The organism is Citreicoccus inhibens (assembly GCF_019039035.1).
Taxonomy (GTDB): Bacteria; Myxococcota; Myxococcia; order Myxococcales; family Myxococcaceae; genus Citreicoccus; species Citreicoccus inhibens.
The window spans coordinates 36,137-50,528 of record NZ_JAHNZT010000031.1 but is presented as its reverse complement, the minus strand read 5'-3'; the positions used below and the strand labels follow the sequence as shown (position 1 = coordinate 50,528).

Here is a 14,392-nt window from a genome sequence, read left to right as displayed (position 1 = left end):
GCCCTCCGAGCGAGGGTGCCAACATGACGGGATGCCCACGCCCTCGCTCGCCGAGCTCGACACGCCCGCCGCCGTGGTGGACCTGGACCTGGTGAAGGCCAACCTCCGGCGCGTGGCCGCCTATACACGCGAGCACGGGTTGCGCTGGCGGCCCCATACGAAGACCCACAAGACGCCCCAGTTCACCGCGCTCCAGCTCCAGGCCGGAGCCGACGGCATCACCGTGGCCACCGTGCGCGAGGCCGAGGTGATGTCCACCGTCGCCCGGGATGTGCTGCTGGCCTATCCCCCGGTGGGGGAGGCCTCCCTCGCGCGGCTCATGGCCCTGCCGCCCGAGGTCCACCTGTCCGTGGCGCTCGACTCGCGCGAGGTGTTGGCGGGGCTGTCTCGCGCGGCGCGCTCCGCGGGCCGTCCGGTGGGCGTGCTGGTGGAGCTGGACATGGGCATGCGTCGCGTCGGCGTGGCCTCCCCCGAGGAGGCCGTCGCGCTGGCCCAGGCCGTTCGTGAGTCCCCGGGCCTCACGCTGCGCGGCCTCATCTTCTACCCCGGACACCTCCGCGCGCCGCAGGACGAGCTGCGCCCCTTGCTGCGCGAGCAGTCCGTCCGCTTGAGCGCCTTCATCGAGGCCCTGCGCACCCAAGGCCTTGCACCCGAGGTGGTGAGCGGCGGCTCGACCCCCACGCTGTGGCGCTCCCACGAGGTCGCGGGGCTCACGGAGATCCGCCCCGGCATCAACATCTTCAACGACCGTAACAGCGTGGCCGTGGGCGCGTGCGACCTGTCCGAGTGTGCCTACTCCGTCCTGGCCACGGTGGTGAGCACGGCGGTGCCAGGACAAGCCGTCATCGACGCGGGCTCGAAGGCGCTCGCCAAGGAGGAAGGCCCCGCGCCCGGCTACGGTGTGGTGCGCGAACACCCCGAGGTGGTGGTCCGCGGCCTGTCCGAGGAGCACGGCCTGCTCGACCTGACGACCACCCCGTGGCGTCCCCGGGTGGGCGAGCGCGTGCGGGTGATTCCCAACCACGTGTGCGCCTCGGTGAACCTGCACGCGCGCCTGCACGTGCTGGAAGGCGGTCAGCCCGTGGCGACGTGGGACGTGGCCGCGCGCGGCTGGTGAGACCTCACCCGAGCCGTTGCAGCTCGCGCGTCAGCAATTCCTCCAGGTTCCGGATGCTTCGATATTCCAGACACCGATAGCTGGCGACGTCGAAGCGCAGCTCACGCAAGTCTCGCACGAGCAGGAGCGTGGGCTTGCCGCGCCCCCAGGCGTACCCCACTTCCAGATAGACATTGGGATTCGCCAGCGACAGGTCCGCGATGACGACCTTCGCCGTATCGATGCGGTCGCGGATCCGCTGGATGATGGGCCCATCGAACACGGCCTGGTCCACGCGCTCGCACAGCAGGCCGGCCGCCTTCACCGGCCCCTGGATGCCGTAGTGAAACGTGTCTTCCAATTCGGGGGCGAAGGGCATCGCGACGAAGGCGTGCGGCTTCTCCTGGGCCGGCGCGCCCGCGCTCGCCATGGGCGGAGGTGCGATGAACCGGCGCATGCGCTGGATGCGAAAGCCCACGCCCCCGGGCAGCGGCTCCACTCCGGGCGCCCCCGTGAGGCCCCCTTCCAAGGCCCTGCGCATCCGCGCCACGCGCTTGGGTTGGATCTCCACCACGGTGATGCGCGCCAGCTCCCGTGGGCCCACGCCTTGCTGAAAGGCATCCACCATGCCGCCCACGAACGCGAGCACGGCCTCATCCTCGTCGAGTCCGTAGTTGGGTCCATGCACGGGCCCCGCGAGGTGTTTCACCTCGGGCCGCGACTCCAGCAACTGGAGCGCCTGCCCGGCGAACTCGCGGATGCGGTGATAGTCGAACTCCCGCAGCCGCGCCGTGCCGAGGAACAGCGCGAGCGGTGCGCCCAACCCTCCTTGCGTGTCGATGAAGCGGTGCTCGCCGGGCTTCAGCTGCAACAGGGTGGGCGAAATACCCACCGCCGACAAGCGACGTGACACGGCGCCATCCGCGCCGTGGAAGCCCTGCGCGAACTTGAGCAGGACCGCGTCGGCGCGGATGTCCGTCACATCTCCCACTTCAACCACCACATCAAGGAATCCACTCATGCCGGCCGCACTGTAGGCGGCGGACATCCATCCACGCCAGACAACCCAGGCGCCACCCGGGCCGTGGGGTTCACCTGTCTGCCTTTGGCGCCCGCGTCGGGCCACGCCGGGGCCCGGCGACAGCACGCCCCCCGCGGCCTCGCCACACGGAGTAGCGATTCCAGTTACTCCGTCACGCGATTCGTAACCTCGCGCGCTACGCCCTCGAGGGCCGCGCCTTCAGGCGTTCGAGGAGCGGTGCCGGTGGCTCGGTTCATGCTCACAGGGCGCGCTCCACCCATCGCCCCGGTTCGGGGCAGAGGTCTCGGACACGTGAGCTTCCTCCGTCGCTTCGGCGCCAAGCGCGCTCTCCTCCTGGCCGCAGCTGCAGTCGCCACCACCGGCGTCAGCGCCTCCGCATTCAGCAGCTACATCCCGAACTGGCCGCCGCCCCCCATGCCTCCCGAGTCCACCGAGTGCAATGCGTACTGCTACAACGTGGACATCACCAACAACACGCCGAACGCCGCCAACGATCTGCACGTCACGCTGGTGGGGCCGACGAAGATCTGCACCCACTACCTGGGCAGCCTGAACCCGTTCGGTACGCCGCGCGAGGTGCGCTCGGGCAACGTGACGCAGCTGACCTACTGGTCGAATACCGCGTATGTGCAGCCGGGGCAGATCGCCCACATCGGATTCTGCACCAACTCCCCCGTGACGGGAATGGTCAAGGGACACAACGCGGGCGACCTGCCCCCGTTCTACTGGACCAAGGAGCGCTTCCACATCGGTGATGTGATCGCCGTGGGGCACGAGTGGGCCAACTACCGGGCTGACGTCCTCGCCGTCGATCCCGGCGTGGTGCTCAGCAACACCACGGGCACCGTCATCCACGTGCGCCAGGTGGACTTCGCCCTCATCGACAAGGCCATCCCCCTGGACAAGCTGATGTGGACGACCCTGGAGAAGGAGCTGAACTGGGAGCCGGTGGCCGAAGGCGGCATCCTGCCCCCTGGCTCCGAGGACGCGCCGAGCTTCTTCCAGGCGCCCTTCCCCATTGAGCTCAAGCCGGATGACCCGCGCACCGTCGTCTTCCGCTTCTGGGCCGAGGACCCCAAGGACCCGAGCAACATGAACCGCGGCCTTGGCCAGGCCTCCGTCGCGTCCCTCGCGAAGCTGGCGCGTCAGGAGAAGAAGTAGGCATCCCCTCGCGGATCACCGCCGCGCTCTCACATACGCGCGCGGCGGCCCCGCCCAGGCCCGAGCCCTCAGCCCGTCCTTCCAGGGCCCACGCCCTCGGTGAAGTCGGGGCACCAGGTGACGTCATCCCACCTGCCACGGCCTTGACCGATTTTCCCGGGATGTGCGACGAAGGTGCTCCTTCCAGGAGTCAGCCATGTCGGACGAGCGCGAAGACACCACGGTGTACAAGGTTGTCGTGAACCACGAGGAGCAGTACTCCATCTGGCCGGCGGATCGCGAGAACGCCCTGGGCTGGAAGGACGCGGGCAAGCAGGGCCTGAAGGCCGAGTGCCTCGCATACATCAAGGAGGTCTGGACGGACATGCGTCCGCTGAGCCTCCGCAAGAAGATGGAAGAGATGGCCAGCAAGAAGAACTGAGCCCCACGCGCGTGCGTGTCCATCCGCCACCCCACAACCGGGTGGCGGTGTGTCGCGCCGCGCTGGACGGTCAGCGCGCGCGAGCGTGGACCCGCGCGCGCGGACTCAGAGGTCCGGGGGCGGCCGGACGCCCAGGTGGCACGCGCGCAAGGCCAGCTGCGTGCGGTTCTCGGCGCCCAACTTCCGGTAGAGCTGCGTGACGTGGGACTTCACCGTGCGCTCGGCGATCTGAAGGTGCGCGGCGATCTTCAAGTTGTCCGCGCCTCCCGCCACGTACGCCAGCACCTCGCGCTCGCGCTGCGTGAGCGCCAACAGCACGCTCGCGGTGGGTGACGTGACGGGCGGGTGCTCGAAGTCATTGCGCAAGAGCTGCACCGGGAACAGGCGCTCGCCGCGCACCAGGGACTGGATCGCCGACGACACGGCGTTCACCCCCAGCCCCGCGCGGAAGAGATAGCCGGAAGCCCCTTCGTCGAAGCACTGCGAGATGATCTCCGGGGTGCTCACCGCCGACAGCAGCAGCATGCGCACCTCCAGCCGGCGCTTGCGTGCCTCGCGCAGCAGGTTGATGCCCTCGGTCACCGAGCAGCCAATGGCGGCTTCGCCATCGCCCTCGACATCAAGGATGGCCACCTGCGGCGGATCCGTGCCGAGCCCGTCCAGGAAGAGGCGCACGTCCCTCGTCAACGAGGTGATGTGCAGTCCTTCCCCACGGAGCCCGTCAGCCAGTCCCTGCCACGCGGCCCACGGTCCTTCGAGAATGGATACACGGAGTGATGCTTGATTCGTTGCCATGCGAAGGCCCCCCAGCCGCCATGGCGAAAACAACAGTGACTGCTTGTTAACAACTGCCAGCCCTGGAGTCCCCCGACGCGCGGCAGACTCCAACTGCAGACCACATTCTTTTGGGCCACACCTCCTCTGCGACTCCTGCAATTCCTGCCAGGCAAGACCCTAACACCTGCTCATCGCCCGTGCGAACCAGCGCTCGCGGGAGTGTCAATTGTGCATGAATCGGATCGGTTTCCAGACTTTCGTCCGTCGGTTCGTGAGCGCTGTCCTTTGACGAACATGCCGTTGCGTCGAGTGGGTGATGCTTTCACGCCGTCGGGCGCCAGCGAGGGTCCCGCAGTCGCCTCCGGCCAGCCCTCGCGCGGTGGCCCTGAAGGAGGACGCACGCACCAGGGCACGGCGCCCGGCTCGTCCATCCGCGGGGGATGTCTCGCGCCCTACGCTAGACGCGACAGGTCGCGATGAACGCGGCCTCGCGACACCCGGCAACGGAGGGACATCGTCATGGCAGACCTTCCTGTAAGGCGCGGAGGGGGCGAGCGGATGACTGCTCGGCGGGAGTGGGATCCCTTCCACCGCATGCGTGAGCTGATCAGCGCGGACCCGGTGGAGGAGCTCAGTCGCCTGCTCACCGGGCGCGCGGACACGGGCGGCTTCACCCCCGCGTTCGACGTGAAGGAGACGAAGGACGCCTACATCTTCAAGGCGGACCTTCCCGGCGTGGATGAGAAAGACGTGGACGTGACGCTCACCGGGGATCGCCTCACGGTGAGTGGCAAGCGCGAGGTGGAGCAGCAGGACAGCTCGGACCGCTTCTACACGTACGAGCGCAGCTTCGGGTCCTTCAGCCGCTCGTTCACCCTGCCAGAAGGTGTGGACGCGGAGCAGGTGGACGCGCAGCTCAGGGACGGCGTGCTGCGGCTCACCCTGCCCAAGCGCCCGGAGGTCCAGCCCAAGAAGATCAAGCTGGGCGGCGGCCCGGACACAGGCAAGGCCAAGGCCTGAGCCCCCCGACTCGCCAGGAGGGGACGGGGGCGGCATATGCTGCGGGCCCGACCGCGCATGAGCACCTCCGCCCCTGCCCCCCATCTCGACGTCGCCACGCCTGAGCGCGTGGCGCTCACCCTGCCCGTGGCGGGCATCGGCTATCGCTGCCTCGCGTGGCTGGTGGATGCGAGCCTCCTGTTCGCCGTCTGGGTGGCGCTCTACTTCATCGTCACGCTGTTGCTCGCGGATGTGCTGGGCGCGCTCCAGGCACTGTCCGGCGTGGGACAGACGCTGCTGGCCTTGGGCCTCTTCGCCACCCAGTGGCTGTACTGGACCCTGGCCGAGGTCTTCTTCCACGGGCAGACCGTCGGCAAGCGCGTGCTCGGCATCCGCGTGGTGCGCGTGGACGGCTCACCCGTGGGCGTCTTCGAGAGCGCCGTGCGCAACATCTGCCGCGTGCTCGACTTCCTGCCCGTGCTCTACGCCACGGGCTGCATCACCATGCTCCTCACCCGTCAGCACCGCCGGCTGGGAGATCTGCTGGCCGGCACCGTGCTCGTGCGCGAGGAGGCCATCAACCTGGACGCGTACACCACGCCCGCCGCCGAGCGCCCTGCCCCCAACGCCGCCGAGCGCCCGCTCAGCACCGAGGAGGTCGAGCTGGTGTTGGCCTTCCTCTCGCGCGCCCGCAACCTGGAGCCCGAGGTGCGCAAGCGGCTGGGGACGCGGCTGGTGGACCGCGTGGGCGCGCACCTGAGTGACGCCGAGCGCGCCGCAGTGCTCCGCTCCGCCGATGCCACCGAGACCTTCCTGCGCGTGCGCGCGCGGGCGGGCCACTGACCATGGCCCCCAGCCTCCCCGGCTTCGTCTCGCGGCGCCGACCGGACTGGGAGGCGCTGTCCGGACTCCTCGCCCGTCAGCGCTCCGGCACGCTGCGACTGGAAGAACTGCGCACGCTGGACGCGCTGTACCGCCGCGCGGCCGCGGACCTCGCGCATGCCCAGACGTTCTTCCCCGGCACGGACGCCCACCGCTTCCTCAACCAGCTCTGCGGCCAGGCGTACGCCGCCATCTATCAGCCTCCGCGAGAGCGCTGGGCCGCCGTGCGCGACTTCTACCGGCGGGACTTCCCCGCCACGCTGCGACGCGAGCTGCGCTTCGTGGGGGTGAGCGCGGCGCTGCTCTGCCTGGGCATCCTGCTGGGCGCGCTCGTGGTGCTCCTGGAGCCGCGCGGCGCGGAGCTGCTCGTGCCCGAGCGCGTGCGCGCCTCCATCGCGGCGGGCCGCATGTGGACAGATGACCTGCTCTCCGTCACGCCGCCCCACACCGTGGCGTCGCGCATCGCCACCAACAACCTGTCCGTCACGCTCTTCGCCTTCGCCTCGGGGCTGCTGCTCGGCCTGGGCACGCTGTACACGCTCATCAACAACGGCGTGCAGCTTGGCGCCATCGGCGCGCTGTGCCTCCGCGAGGGGCTGGCCCACGGCTTCTTCGACTTCATCAGCGCGCACGGCCCCGTCGAGCTGTCCATCATCGTCATCGCGGGAGGCGCGGGCTTGATGGTGGGCCAGGCGCTCGTCGACCCAGGGGAGCTTCCCCGGGGACAAGCGCTGGCGCGGCGAGGGCGCGAGGCCGTCAAGCTGGTGCTGGGCTGCGCGCCCTTCCTCGCCTTCATCGGCTGCGTGGAGGGCTTCGTGTCGCCGGGCTCGCTCTTCCCCACCTGGGCCAAGGCCGCGCTGGGCCTGGCCCTGGGGGCGCTGCTCTGGAGCTACCTGCTGCGCACCGGCAGGACCGCGGCGGTGGCCACCACGGCCGTGCCCGCGGACAGCGCCTCGTGACGCTTGCGCTGGCGGTGCTTCAGGATGCGCTCATAGGCGGCGTTCAGCTCGCGCATCTTCTCGGCCGAGCCGCCCCGGTCCGGGTGCCGCTCCATCGCCAGCTCGCGGTAGCGCGCGCGGACCACGTCCGGCGAGTCCAACGGCGACACGCCGAGCACATGGTACGGGTCCTGGTCCTCCAGCGCCGTCAGCCAGCGGTCCAGACGCCCCTTCACTTCCATGAAGCGCGCATCCGCCTCCGCCGTGTCCTTCACGGGGTGCGTGCGAATCTTCGCGTCCGCGCGCAGCACATCCGTGTAGGTGCTGGACACCCAGCGGTGGCAGGAGGAGCACCGGAAGTACTTCACGCGGTGGCCCGCCTGGAGCGTCATGCGGACGCTGCAGTGGGTGCACTCCACCTCGACGTTGTCCAACGTCTGCCAGTTCCAGCTCGCGACCGCGGCGCTCATCGTGCCTTCGCTCTCCCGTTCGCAACACGCCTGTAGCACCGACACCCTCCCACGTTTGCCGATCGCGTCAAGAAAATGTCCACGGCGACCCGTGGGGGGGTGCCCCTTCGCCCTGGGTTTTCGGGGTACAACGAGGCCCATGCGTCCGCTCGTCGCCGCCGCGTTGCTCGTCGCCACCATCGCCCGCGCGCAGCAGGCGCCCCAGGCCCCCGCTTCGGCTCCCGCCACCAAGGCCGCCCCGCGCCCCGCGCCCGCCAGGCCTGTCCCGGCCCCGGCCGCGCCCGCCACGCCCCCCACCGCCTCGCCGGAGCTGCCCGCGACGCCCGCCGAGGGGGCGCTCCTGCGCGGCCTGCTCGCGGCGGCCGAGCCCGCGCCCGAGGAGATTCGCGCCATCGCCATCGAGGACCTGGCCTTGCTGGGCGACGCCCGCGCCCTGGACCCGCTGGCCGCGCTCATCTGGGACCCCAACCCGCGCATCCAGCAGGCGGCGCTGCGCGCGGTGGCGCTGTTCCAGCATCGGCGGGCGGAGGAGATCCTCGGCAACGTGGTGCGCCACACCAAGCTGCCCGACGCGCTCAAGATTCAGGCCCTCAGCGGGCTCGTCTTCCAGCGCACCGCCACCGCGCGCCGCACCGTCCAGGACGTGGCGGCCGACAGCCGCATGGGCTGGGCCGTGCAGAACGCCGCGCGCACCGTCGCGGCCCAGTGGGACGCCGCGCCGGCCCCCGCGCACTAGCGCTCGCCCGCTCGCTTGCGGGCCCCAGCGAAGCGATGGACGCAGGACGCGGGGCCTGCCCTCCCGGGCCGTTTCCTGGAGAAGTCATGCCCCTGCGCTAGACTTCGGGGCCATGAAAATCACCCCGCTCGACATCCGGCAGAAGCGCTTCGAGACGGCCCTGCGTGGCTTCTCGCGCCGAGAGGTGGAGGCCTACCTGGAGCTCATCGCCGGCGAGTTCGAGGAGGTGGTGAAGGAGAACATCGCCCAGAAGGAGGAGCTGAAGCGCACGCAGCTCAAGCTCGAGCAGCACCAGGAGCGCGAGCGCACCCTCCAGGAGACGATGGTCACCGCGCAGCGCATCAGCGAGGACCTCAAGGACGCCGCCAAGAAGGAGGCGGAGATCATCATCGCGGACGCCGAGCACCAGGCGGAGAAGATCGTCCACGGCGCGCACCAGCGGCTCGTCCAGGTGGTCGAGGACATCAACGAGCTGAAGCGCCAGCGCACCCAGTTCGAGTCCCAGGTCCGCTCGGTGGTGGAGGCGCACCGCAAGCTCCTGGAGACCTTCGCGGGCCCCTCGTTCGCGGACCGGGACCACGCCCGCGTCGAGGACAACGTCGCCTTCCTGACCCAGAAGAAGGCCCACGGCGCCGAGTAGCCCGTGGCGCCCCCCTGGCTCAGAGTCGTTCCGGACGGCATCGAGCTCACCGTGCTCGTCCAGCCTCGCGCCTCGCGCACCCGGGTGGTGGGCGAGCACGACGGCCAGCTGAAGATTCAGCTCGCGGCGCCTCCCGTGGACGGCGAGGCCAACGCCGCCCTGGTCGAGTTCCTCGCCAAGCAGCTGGGCGTCCCCCGCCGGCAGGTCACCCTGACCGCTGGCGACGCATCGCGCCGCAAGCGCGTCGTCGTGCAAGGGATTGATGCGGCGCGGGCCGAGGCTGTTATCTCTGGGGGACCGTGAGGCCCTTCATTCGCTCCCTGCTCGTCCTGCTCCTGCTCTGGCTCGTCCCGCCCCGGGCGATGGCCCAGGAGGACGTGGGGGGGCCTCACGGAATCCACGAGCAAGAAGCCGTGGTCCGAGACACCGCCCTCGTGCCCCACACGCGGCCGGCGCTGGTGACCGGAGAGTTGGGAACCCGGCGCTTTCGCATCCTGCACACCACGCGCGCCACGGGGGCGGCCCGCCGACTGGCGGCGCAGATCGAGGACATTCGCGACGCCTTCGGGCAGATGCTCGGGCGCGACTGGCCGGGCACCACCGAGATTCGCATTGGCGTGGGCCGCGAGGAGTTCGATGCCCTCGCGCTGCCAGGTGGCAAGCCGCCGGGCTGGGCCGTGGCGCTCGCCTACCCGGCCCACCAGATAATCCTGCTGGACGCGCTGAGCCTGAACGCCCCGGATGGCCCGACCACCCTGCGACATGAGCTGGCGCACGTGGCCCTGGGTCAGCTCGCGCCCTCGTGGCCGCACTGGTTCCAGGAGGGCGTGGCGCAGAACCTCACCGAGGAGCGCTACTCCGTCACCCACTATGCCGCGCTCTTCCGCGCCGTGACGCAGGAACGCGTCTTCCACTTCGAGGACCTGTCCAACCACTGGCCGGACGTCCCCTCGGACGTGGAGATCGCCTACGCCCAGAGCGCCGCGTTCGTGGGCTTCCTCATCAGCCGCCACGGCCCGGAGGCCATGGGCCAGTTGGTGGACGGCGTCCGGGCGCAAGAGCCCTTCGAACTCGCCTTCGGCAAGGCCTTCCACAGCTCGCTGGAGGTGGAGGAGAAGGACTGGCGCCACGGCCTCTCGGCCCGCTACGGCTGGCTGCCGCTCACCACCAGCTCGGCGCTGTTGTGGCTGGTGGCCTCGGGCCTGTGCGTGGCGGCCTTCCTGCGCCGGCGCCACCAGAAGGCCGCGAAGATGGCGGAGCTGGCGGCCGAGGACGCCGCCGAGGACGCCGCGCTGCGCCTCCTGGCCGCCGCCCAGGCCGCGCCCGAAGCCGCCCCCCCGTCGGACGCGCAACACCCGTGGCCCGAGTGGCACTCGGCCAACACCCCGCCCACCGCCCAACCCGAGGCCCGCGACGACGGCGCCGAGGCCCGGGAGGGCAGCATGGACCGGGACGCCTCCAGCGACCTGGACTCGGGCAACGCGGACGCCGGCGGAGGGGACGACGACACGCCGTCCCGCCCGTCCAAGCCCACCCTGCATTGACGCTCCGGGCCGCGCCTTTCAGGGCGATGCCCGTAGGTTTTACGCCTCCGCTCCCCCTCGGCTGTCCGGGAAGCGCTCCCAAGCGCCTGATTTTCCAGTGAATGCTGGGCTCGGTCCGCTGGCAGGGCGTTTGCTCTGGGGCTGGGCACGATGAGGAAGACACCGGACATGACGGAGCGAGGACGCAAGGCCGCGGGTGTGGCCCGGGTGTTCTCGCGCCAGCCCGATCGCATCGCGGCCCTGTGGCGCCGCGCTCGGCTGGCCTCCGTGGAGGGCCCTGGGTCCCTGGAGCCGAGCCTGCTGGACGGCCTGGTGGAAACCTTCATCCGGGAGCTGGGGCGAACGCTGGAAGGCGAGGACACGAGCCCCTGGAGCCGCACGCGCGCCGTGCTGAGGCTGTCCTCCACGCGGGGCGCCCGCGCGCTCTACGACGAGTTCGCGGCGCTGCGCCGCTGCCTGGTGGACACCGTGGACGTGCTGGGCGGCGGTGACTCGGAGCGCCGCGCCATCAACCGCGCGCTCGACGAAGCGGTGGACTCGGCGGTGGCGCTGTTGCAGCGGCTGACGGACGCCAAGGCGGAGGGCCCTCGAGTGCCCTTCGGCGGCCTGGTGGTCGAATACTTCGAGCGACCGACGCGTGGGAAGCGGACGCCGCCCACCGCGCGCGACACACGCTCGGCGGTGCACTGAGGGGTGGGTTGGGATTGCCGACCCGTCCGGCTTGACACTCCTCCTTGGAGGGGCGTCCGAGGGCTGGCGGGAGGGTGTGTGCCATGGGTGGGGGCCCGTGGCACGCCTTGGGGGGCGTGCTCCCGCTCGGGGGAGCGGTGAGCGCGCACACATGTGAACCGCCGGGACGCGTGGATGGGGGTCCGCGCGCCTCGCCGGTCGGACGGGTCGGCGTGTTTTTCAGGCAGAGGGCACGAGCGCGAGGGCAGTCACGCCTCGCGCTCAGTGCGCATCTGCCCAGCTTCGCCCCGCGCCCACGTCCACCTTCAGCGGCACCTTGAGCTGGGCCACCGAGGACATGCACCGGGCCGCGAGCGCCTTCACCGCTTCCACTTCCGCATCCGGCGCCTCGAACAACAGTTCGTCGTGCACCTGGAGCAGCAGCGTGGTGCGCAGGCCTTCCTGGCGGAGCGCGTCCTCCACCGCGAGCATGGCCATCTTCATCAAGTCCGCGGCCGTGCCCTGAATGGGCATGTTGATGGCGGCGCGCTCGGCGGCCTGGGCCACGCCCCGGTTCTTCGAGTGCAGGTCCCCCATGAGCCGGCGGCGTCCGTAGAGCGTCTCCACGTAGCCCACCTTGCGGGCCTTCTCCACGGTCTCCAGCAGGTAACGCCGGATGCCCGCGTAGCGCGTGAAGTAGCGCTCGATGACGTCGCGCGCGGACTCCTGGGAGATGCCCAGCCGCGTGGACAGGCCGTGCGGAGACAGCCCGTACGCGATGCCGAAGTTCACCATCTTCGCCACGCGCCGCTGCTCGCGGTCCACCTGCGCGGGCGTCACGCCGAAGACCTCGGCCGCCGTGCGACTGTGGATGTCCTCGTCGTGGAGGAACGCGTCGATGAGGACCGGGTCCTCCGCGATGTGCGCCAACAGCCGAAGCTCCACCTGGCTGTAGTCCGCGCTGACGAGCTGATGCCCTGGCTCGGCCACGAAGGCGCGGCGAATCTCCCGGCCCACCTCCGTGCGCACGGGGATGTTCTGCAGGTTGGGATCCGACGACGACAGGCGCCCGGTGGCCGTCGCCGCCTGGTGATAGGTCGTATGGATGCGCCCGTCACGCGCCACCAGGGACGGCAGCGTGTCCAGGTAGGTGCTCTTGAGCTTGGACAGGGAGCGGTACTCGATGATGGCGCGCGCCAGCTCGCTGCCGTGCTCGTCCGCCAGCTTCTCCAACACCTCCTGATCCGTGGACGGGCCCGTCTTGCCGCGCTTGAGGATGGGGAGCTTCTTCTCCTCGTACAGCACCTGGGCGAGCTGCGGATTGGAGCCCACGTTGAACTCGTGGCCCGCCGCTGCGTGGCAGGCCTTCTCGCGCGCCGTCACCTCGGAATCCACGCGCGCGGAGATGAGGGCCAGCTCGGGGACATCCAGCTTCACGCCCCGGCGCTCCATCTTCGCGAGGATGGGCAGCAGCGGCAGCTCCATCGATCGGGCCAACGACGCGAGGTTCGCCGCCTCCAGCTCACGCCAGAGTTCAGGCGCCATCCGCCGCGCCGCATCCGCGCGCACCGCATAGGCCGCGCCCACCTCGTCCGGGGCGTGGTCCGCCAGCGCCCTGCCCTTGCGCCCCTCCGTCACCGCGGGCAGCGCGGGCAGCTCCGCGCGCAGGCGCTCGCGAGCCAGGTCCGGCAGCGCGTGCTCACGCCGCGAGGGATTGAGCAGGTAGCTGAGCAGCTCCACATCGTCCTGGCCCCCGCGCAGCGCGATGCCCTCGGTGGCGAGCAACAGGGTCAAGGCCTTCAGGTCGTGCCCCCCCTTCTTGATGGCCGCGTCCTCCAGCACGGGCTTCATCGCGGACACGAAGGCCTCGGGCCGGACCTGGGCCACGCCGAGCTGCTGGTGACGCAGCGGCACATACCGGGTCGCGCCCTCTGGCAGCGACACGCCCATGCCTACCAGCGCGGCGGCGAAGGGCATGCCTTCAAATGCCGGAATCAACGTGACGTCCCCCGCCACGCGGACCGCGTCCGCGAGCGCCTTCACCTCGTCCTCCGTGGTGACGAAGGTCGTCGTCGTGACGAGCGGCGCCACCTGCGGGGCCTCTTCTTGCGGCAGGTCGCGCAGCAGCGCGAAGAACTCCAGCTCGGTGAACAAGTCCCTCGCGCGCCTGGCATCCGGCTCACGCCAGACCAGGTCATCCAGCGCCACGTCCAGCGGCAGCTCCGTGTTGAACGTGACGAGCTGCCGGGCCCGCAACAGGCTCTCGCGGTGCGCGCCGAGGGCCTCGCGAATCTTCGGCTTCTTCACCTCGTCCAGCCGGGAGAGCAGCGTCTCCACGTCACCGAATTGCGTCAACAACTCCGTTGCCGTCTTCGGCCCAATCCCTGGCACCTTGGCCACGTTGTCCACCGCGTCGCCAATGAGGGCCAGGTAGTCGCGCATCTGGCGCGGCTCGATGCCCAGGCGCTCCTTCACGGCGGCGGTGTCGGTGATTCGATCGTTCATCGGATCGAACAGGCGGACACCGTCCTGGACAATCTGGACGAAGTCCTTGTCGCCGGTGACGACCTTGATGTCGAAGCCCGCCTCGCGCCCCCGGCGTGCGAGCGTCCCGATGACGTCGTCCGCCTCCCAGCCGGAAGCCTCCACCACGCGCAGGTTGAGCACGTCCACCACGCGGCGGATGTGCTCGAACTGGGGCAGCAGGTCCGGCGGCGTGGCCTCGCGGTTGGCCTTGTACGTCGGGTCTATCTTCTGGCGCTCGACGCGGCTGTCCTTGTCGAACGCGATGGCCACGTGCGAGTGCGGCAGCTCGCGCAGCGCCTTGAGCAGCATGCGCGTGAAGCCGAGCACCGCGTTGGTGGGCACCCCCTTGCTCGTCGAGAGCGGGGGGATCGCGTGGTACGCGCGGAAGATGAAGCCGGAGGCATCGATGAGGACCAGGGTGCGCGCGGGGCGCTGGGGGCTGGTGTCGGCCATGCCCCCGTGCCTAGCGCGCCTGTCAGGCCCTGTCCATG

At 70.4% G+C, this 14,392-nt stretch carries 15 protein-coding genes; 11 read left to right on the top strand and 4 right to left on the bottom strand.

The features are described from left to right. The first annotated feature begins 31 nt into the window (after positions 1–31). Positions 32–1,117 carry a D-TA family PLP-dependent enzyme gene (locus KRR26_RS27895; RefSeq protein ID WP_120209829.1) on the top strand — a complete coding sequence of 362 codons (1,086 nt, stop codon included), beginning with the start codon at positions 32–34 and terminating at the stop codon, positions 1,115–1,117. A 4-nt stretch (positions 1,118–1,121) separates the two neighbouring features. On the opposite strand, the gene KRR26_RS27890 is transcribed toward KRR26_RS27895, so the two are convergent. Beyond that, positions 1,122–2,117 (bottom strand): TIR domain-containing protein, encoded by a 996-nt coding sequence (locus tag KRR26_RS27890; protein ID WP_120209877.1) that lies wholly within the window; start codon positions 2,115–2,117, stop codon positions 1,122–1,124. Positions 2,118–2,429: 312 nt separating this feature from the next. On the opposite strand from KRR26_RS27890, the gene KRR26_RS27885 reads away from it, so the two are divergent. Together KRR26_RS27885 and KRR26_RS27880 are read left to right on the top strand one after the other, a co-directional pair. Next, positions 2,430–3,299 carry a hypothetical protein gene (locus KRR26_RS27885; protein WP_120209830.1) on the top strand — a complete coding sequence of 290 codons (870 nt, stop codon included), beginning with the start codon at positions 2,430–2,432 and terminating at the stop codon, positions 3,297–3,299. Between the two features lie 196 nt (positions 3,300–3,495). Continuing rightward, entirely contained in the window at positions 3,496–3,720 is a 225-nt protein-coding gene (locus tag KRR26_RS27880) for an MbtH family protein (protein WP_120209831.1), read from the top strand. A gap of 105 nt (positions 3,721–3,825) precedes the next feature. Here the strand turns inward: KRR26_RS27880 and fruA are convergent, their stop codons facing one another. Further along, positions 3,826–4,515, bottom strand: a complete 690-nt coding sequence (gene fruA, locus KRR26_RS27875) for a response regulator transcription factor FruA (protein WP_120209832.1) — start codon at positions 4,513–4,515, stop codon at positions 3,826–3,828. Positions 4,516–5,016: 501 nt separating this feature from the next. Here fruA and KRR26_RS27870 point away from each other — a divergent pair. From KRR26_RS27870 to KRR26_RS27860, 3 genes are read left to right on the top strand one after another with little or no spacing between them, the layout of a single operon-like run. Further along, positions 5,017–5,517 (top strand): Hsp20/alpha crystallin family protein, encoded by a 501-nt coding sequence (locus tag KRR26_RS27870; RefSeq protein ID WP_217081270.1) that lies wholly within the window; start codon positions 5,017–5,019, stop codon positions 5,515–5,517. Positions 5,518–5,574: 57 nt separating this feature from the next. Beyond that, positions 5,575–6,339, top strand: a complete 765-nt coding sequence (locus tag KRR26_RS27865; RefSeq protein ID WP_120209878.1) for an RDD family protein — start codon at positions 5,575–5,577, stop codon at positions 6,337–6,339. 2 nt (positions 6,340–6,341) lie between these two features. Beyond that, entirely contained in the window at positions 6,342–7,337 is a 996-nt protein-coding gene (locus KRR26_RS27860; protein ID WP_217081269.1) for a stage II sporulation protein M, read from the top strand. Here KRR26_RS27860 and KRR26_RS27855 read toward each other — a convergent pair. Beyond that, a complete protein-coding gene (locus tag KRR26_RS27855) occupies positions 7,268–7,786 on the bottom strand; it encodes a J domain-containing protein (RefSeq protein ID WP_120209835.1) in 519 nt (172 codons plus the stop codon). The two genes, KRR26_RS27860 and KRR26_RS27855, sit on opposite strands and share 70 nt — an antisense overlap. 139 nt (positions 7,787–7,925) lie before the next feature. Between KRR26_RS27855 and KRR26_RS27850 the strand changes: the two genes are divergently transcribed. From KRR26_RS27850 to KRR26_RS27830, 5 genes are all read left to right on the top strand, one after another. Next, the gene (locus KRR26_RS27850) at positions 7,926–8,522 is read left to right on the top strand and encodes a HEAT repeat domain-containing protein (protein WP_217081268.1); all 597 of its coding nucleotides are present in this window, start codon (positions 7,926–7,928) and stop codon (positions 8,520–8,522) included. Positions 8,523–8,634: 112 nt separating this feature from the next. Beyond that, complete coding sequence (locus KRR26_RS27845; RefSeq protein ID WP_120209837.1) at positions 8,635–9,162, top strand: DivIVA domain-containing protein; 528 nt, start codon at positions 8,635–8,637, stop codon at positions 9,160–9,162. 3 nt (positions 9,163–9,165) lie between these two features. Next, entirely contained in the window at positions 9,166–9,465 is a 300-nt protein-coding gene (locus tag KRR26_RS27840) for a DUF167 domain-containing protein (protein ID WP_217081267.1), read from the top strand. A 59-nt stretch (positions 9,466–9,524) separates the two neighbouring features. Then, entirely contained in the window at positions 9,525–10,706 is a 1,182-nt protein-coding gene (locus tag KRR26_RS27835; RefSeq protein ID WP_217081289.1) for a peptidase MA family metallohydrolase, read from the top strand. A gap of 168 nt (positions 10,707–10,874) precedes the next feature. After that, positions 10,875–11,396: a hypothetical protein gene (locus tag KRR26_RS27830; RefSeq protein ID WP_233577431.1), complete on the top strand. Its 522-nt coding sequence runs from the start codon at positions 10,875–10,877 to the stop codon at positions 11,394–11,396. Between the two features lie 261 nt (positions 11,397–11,657). Here the strand turns inward: KRR26_RS27830 and polA are convergent, their stop codons facing one another. Beyond that, complete coding sequence (gene polA / locus KRR26_RS27825) at positions 11,658–14,354, bottom strand: DNA polymerase I (RefSeq protein WP_217081266.1); 2,697 nt, start codon at positions 14,352–14,354, stop codon at positions 11,658–11,660. Positions 14,355–14,392 lie beyond the last annotated feature (38 nt).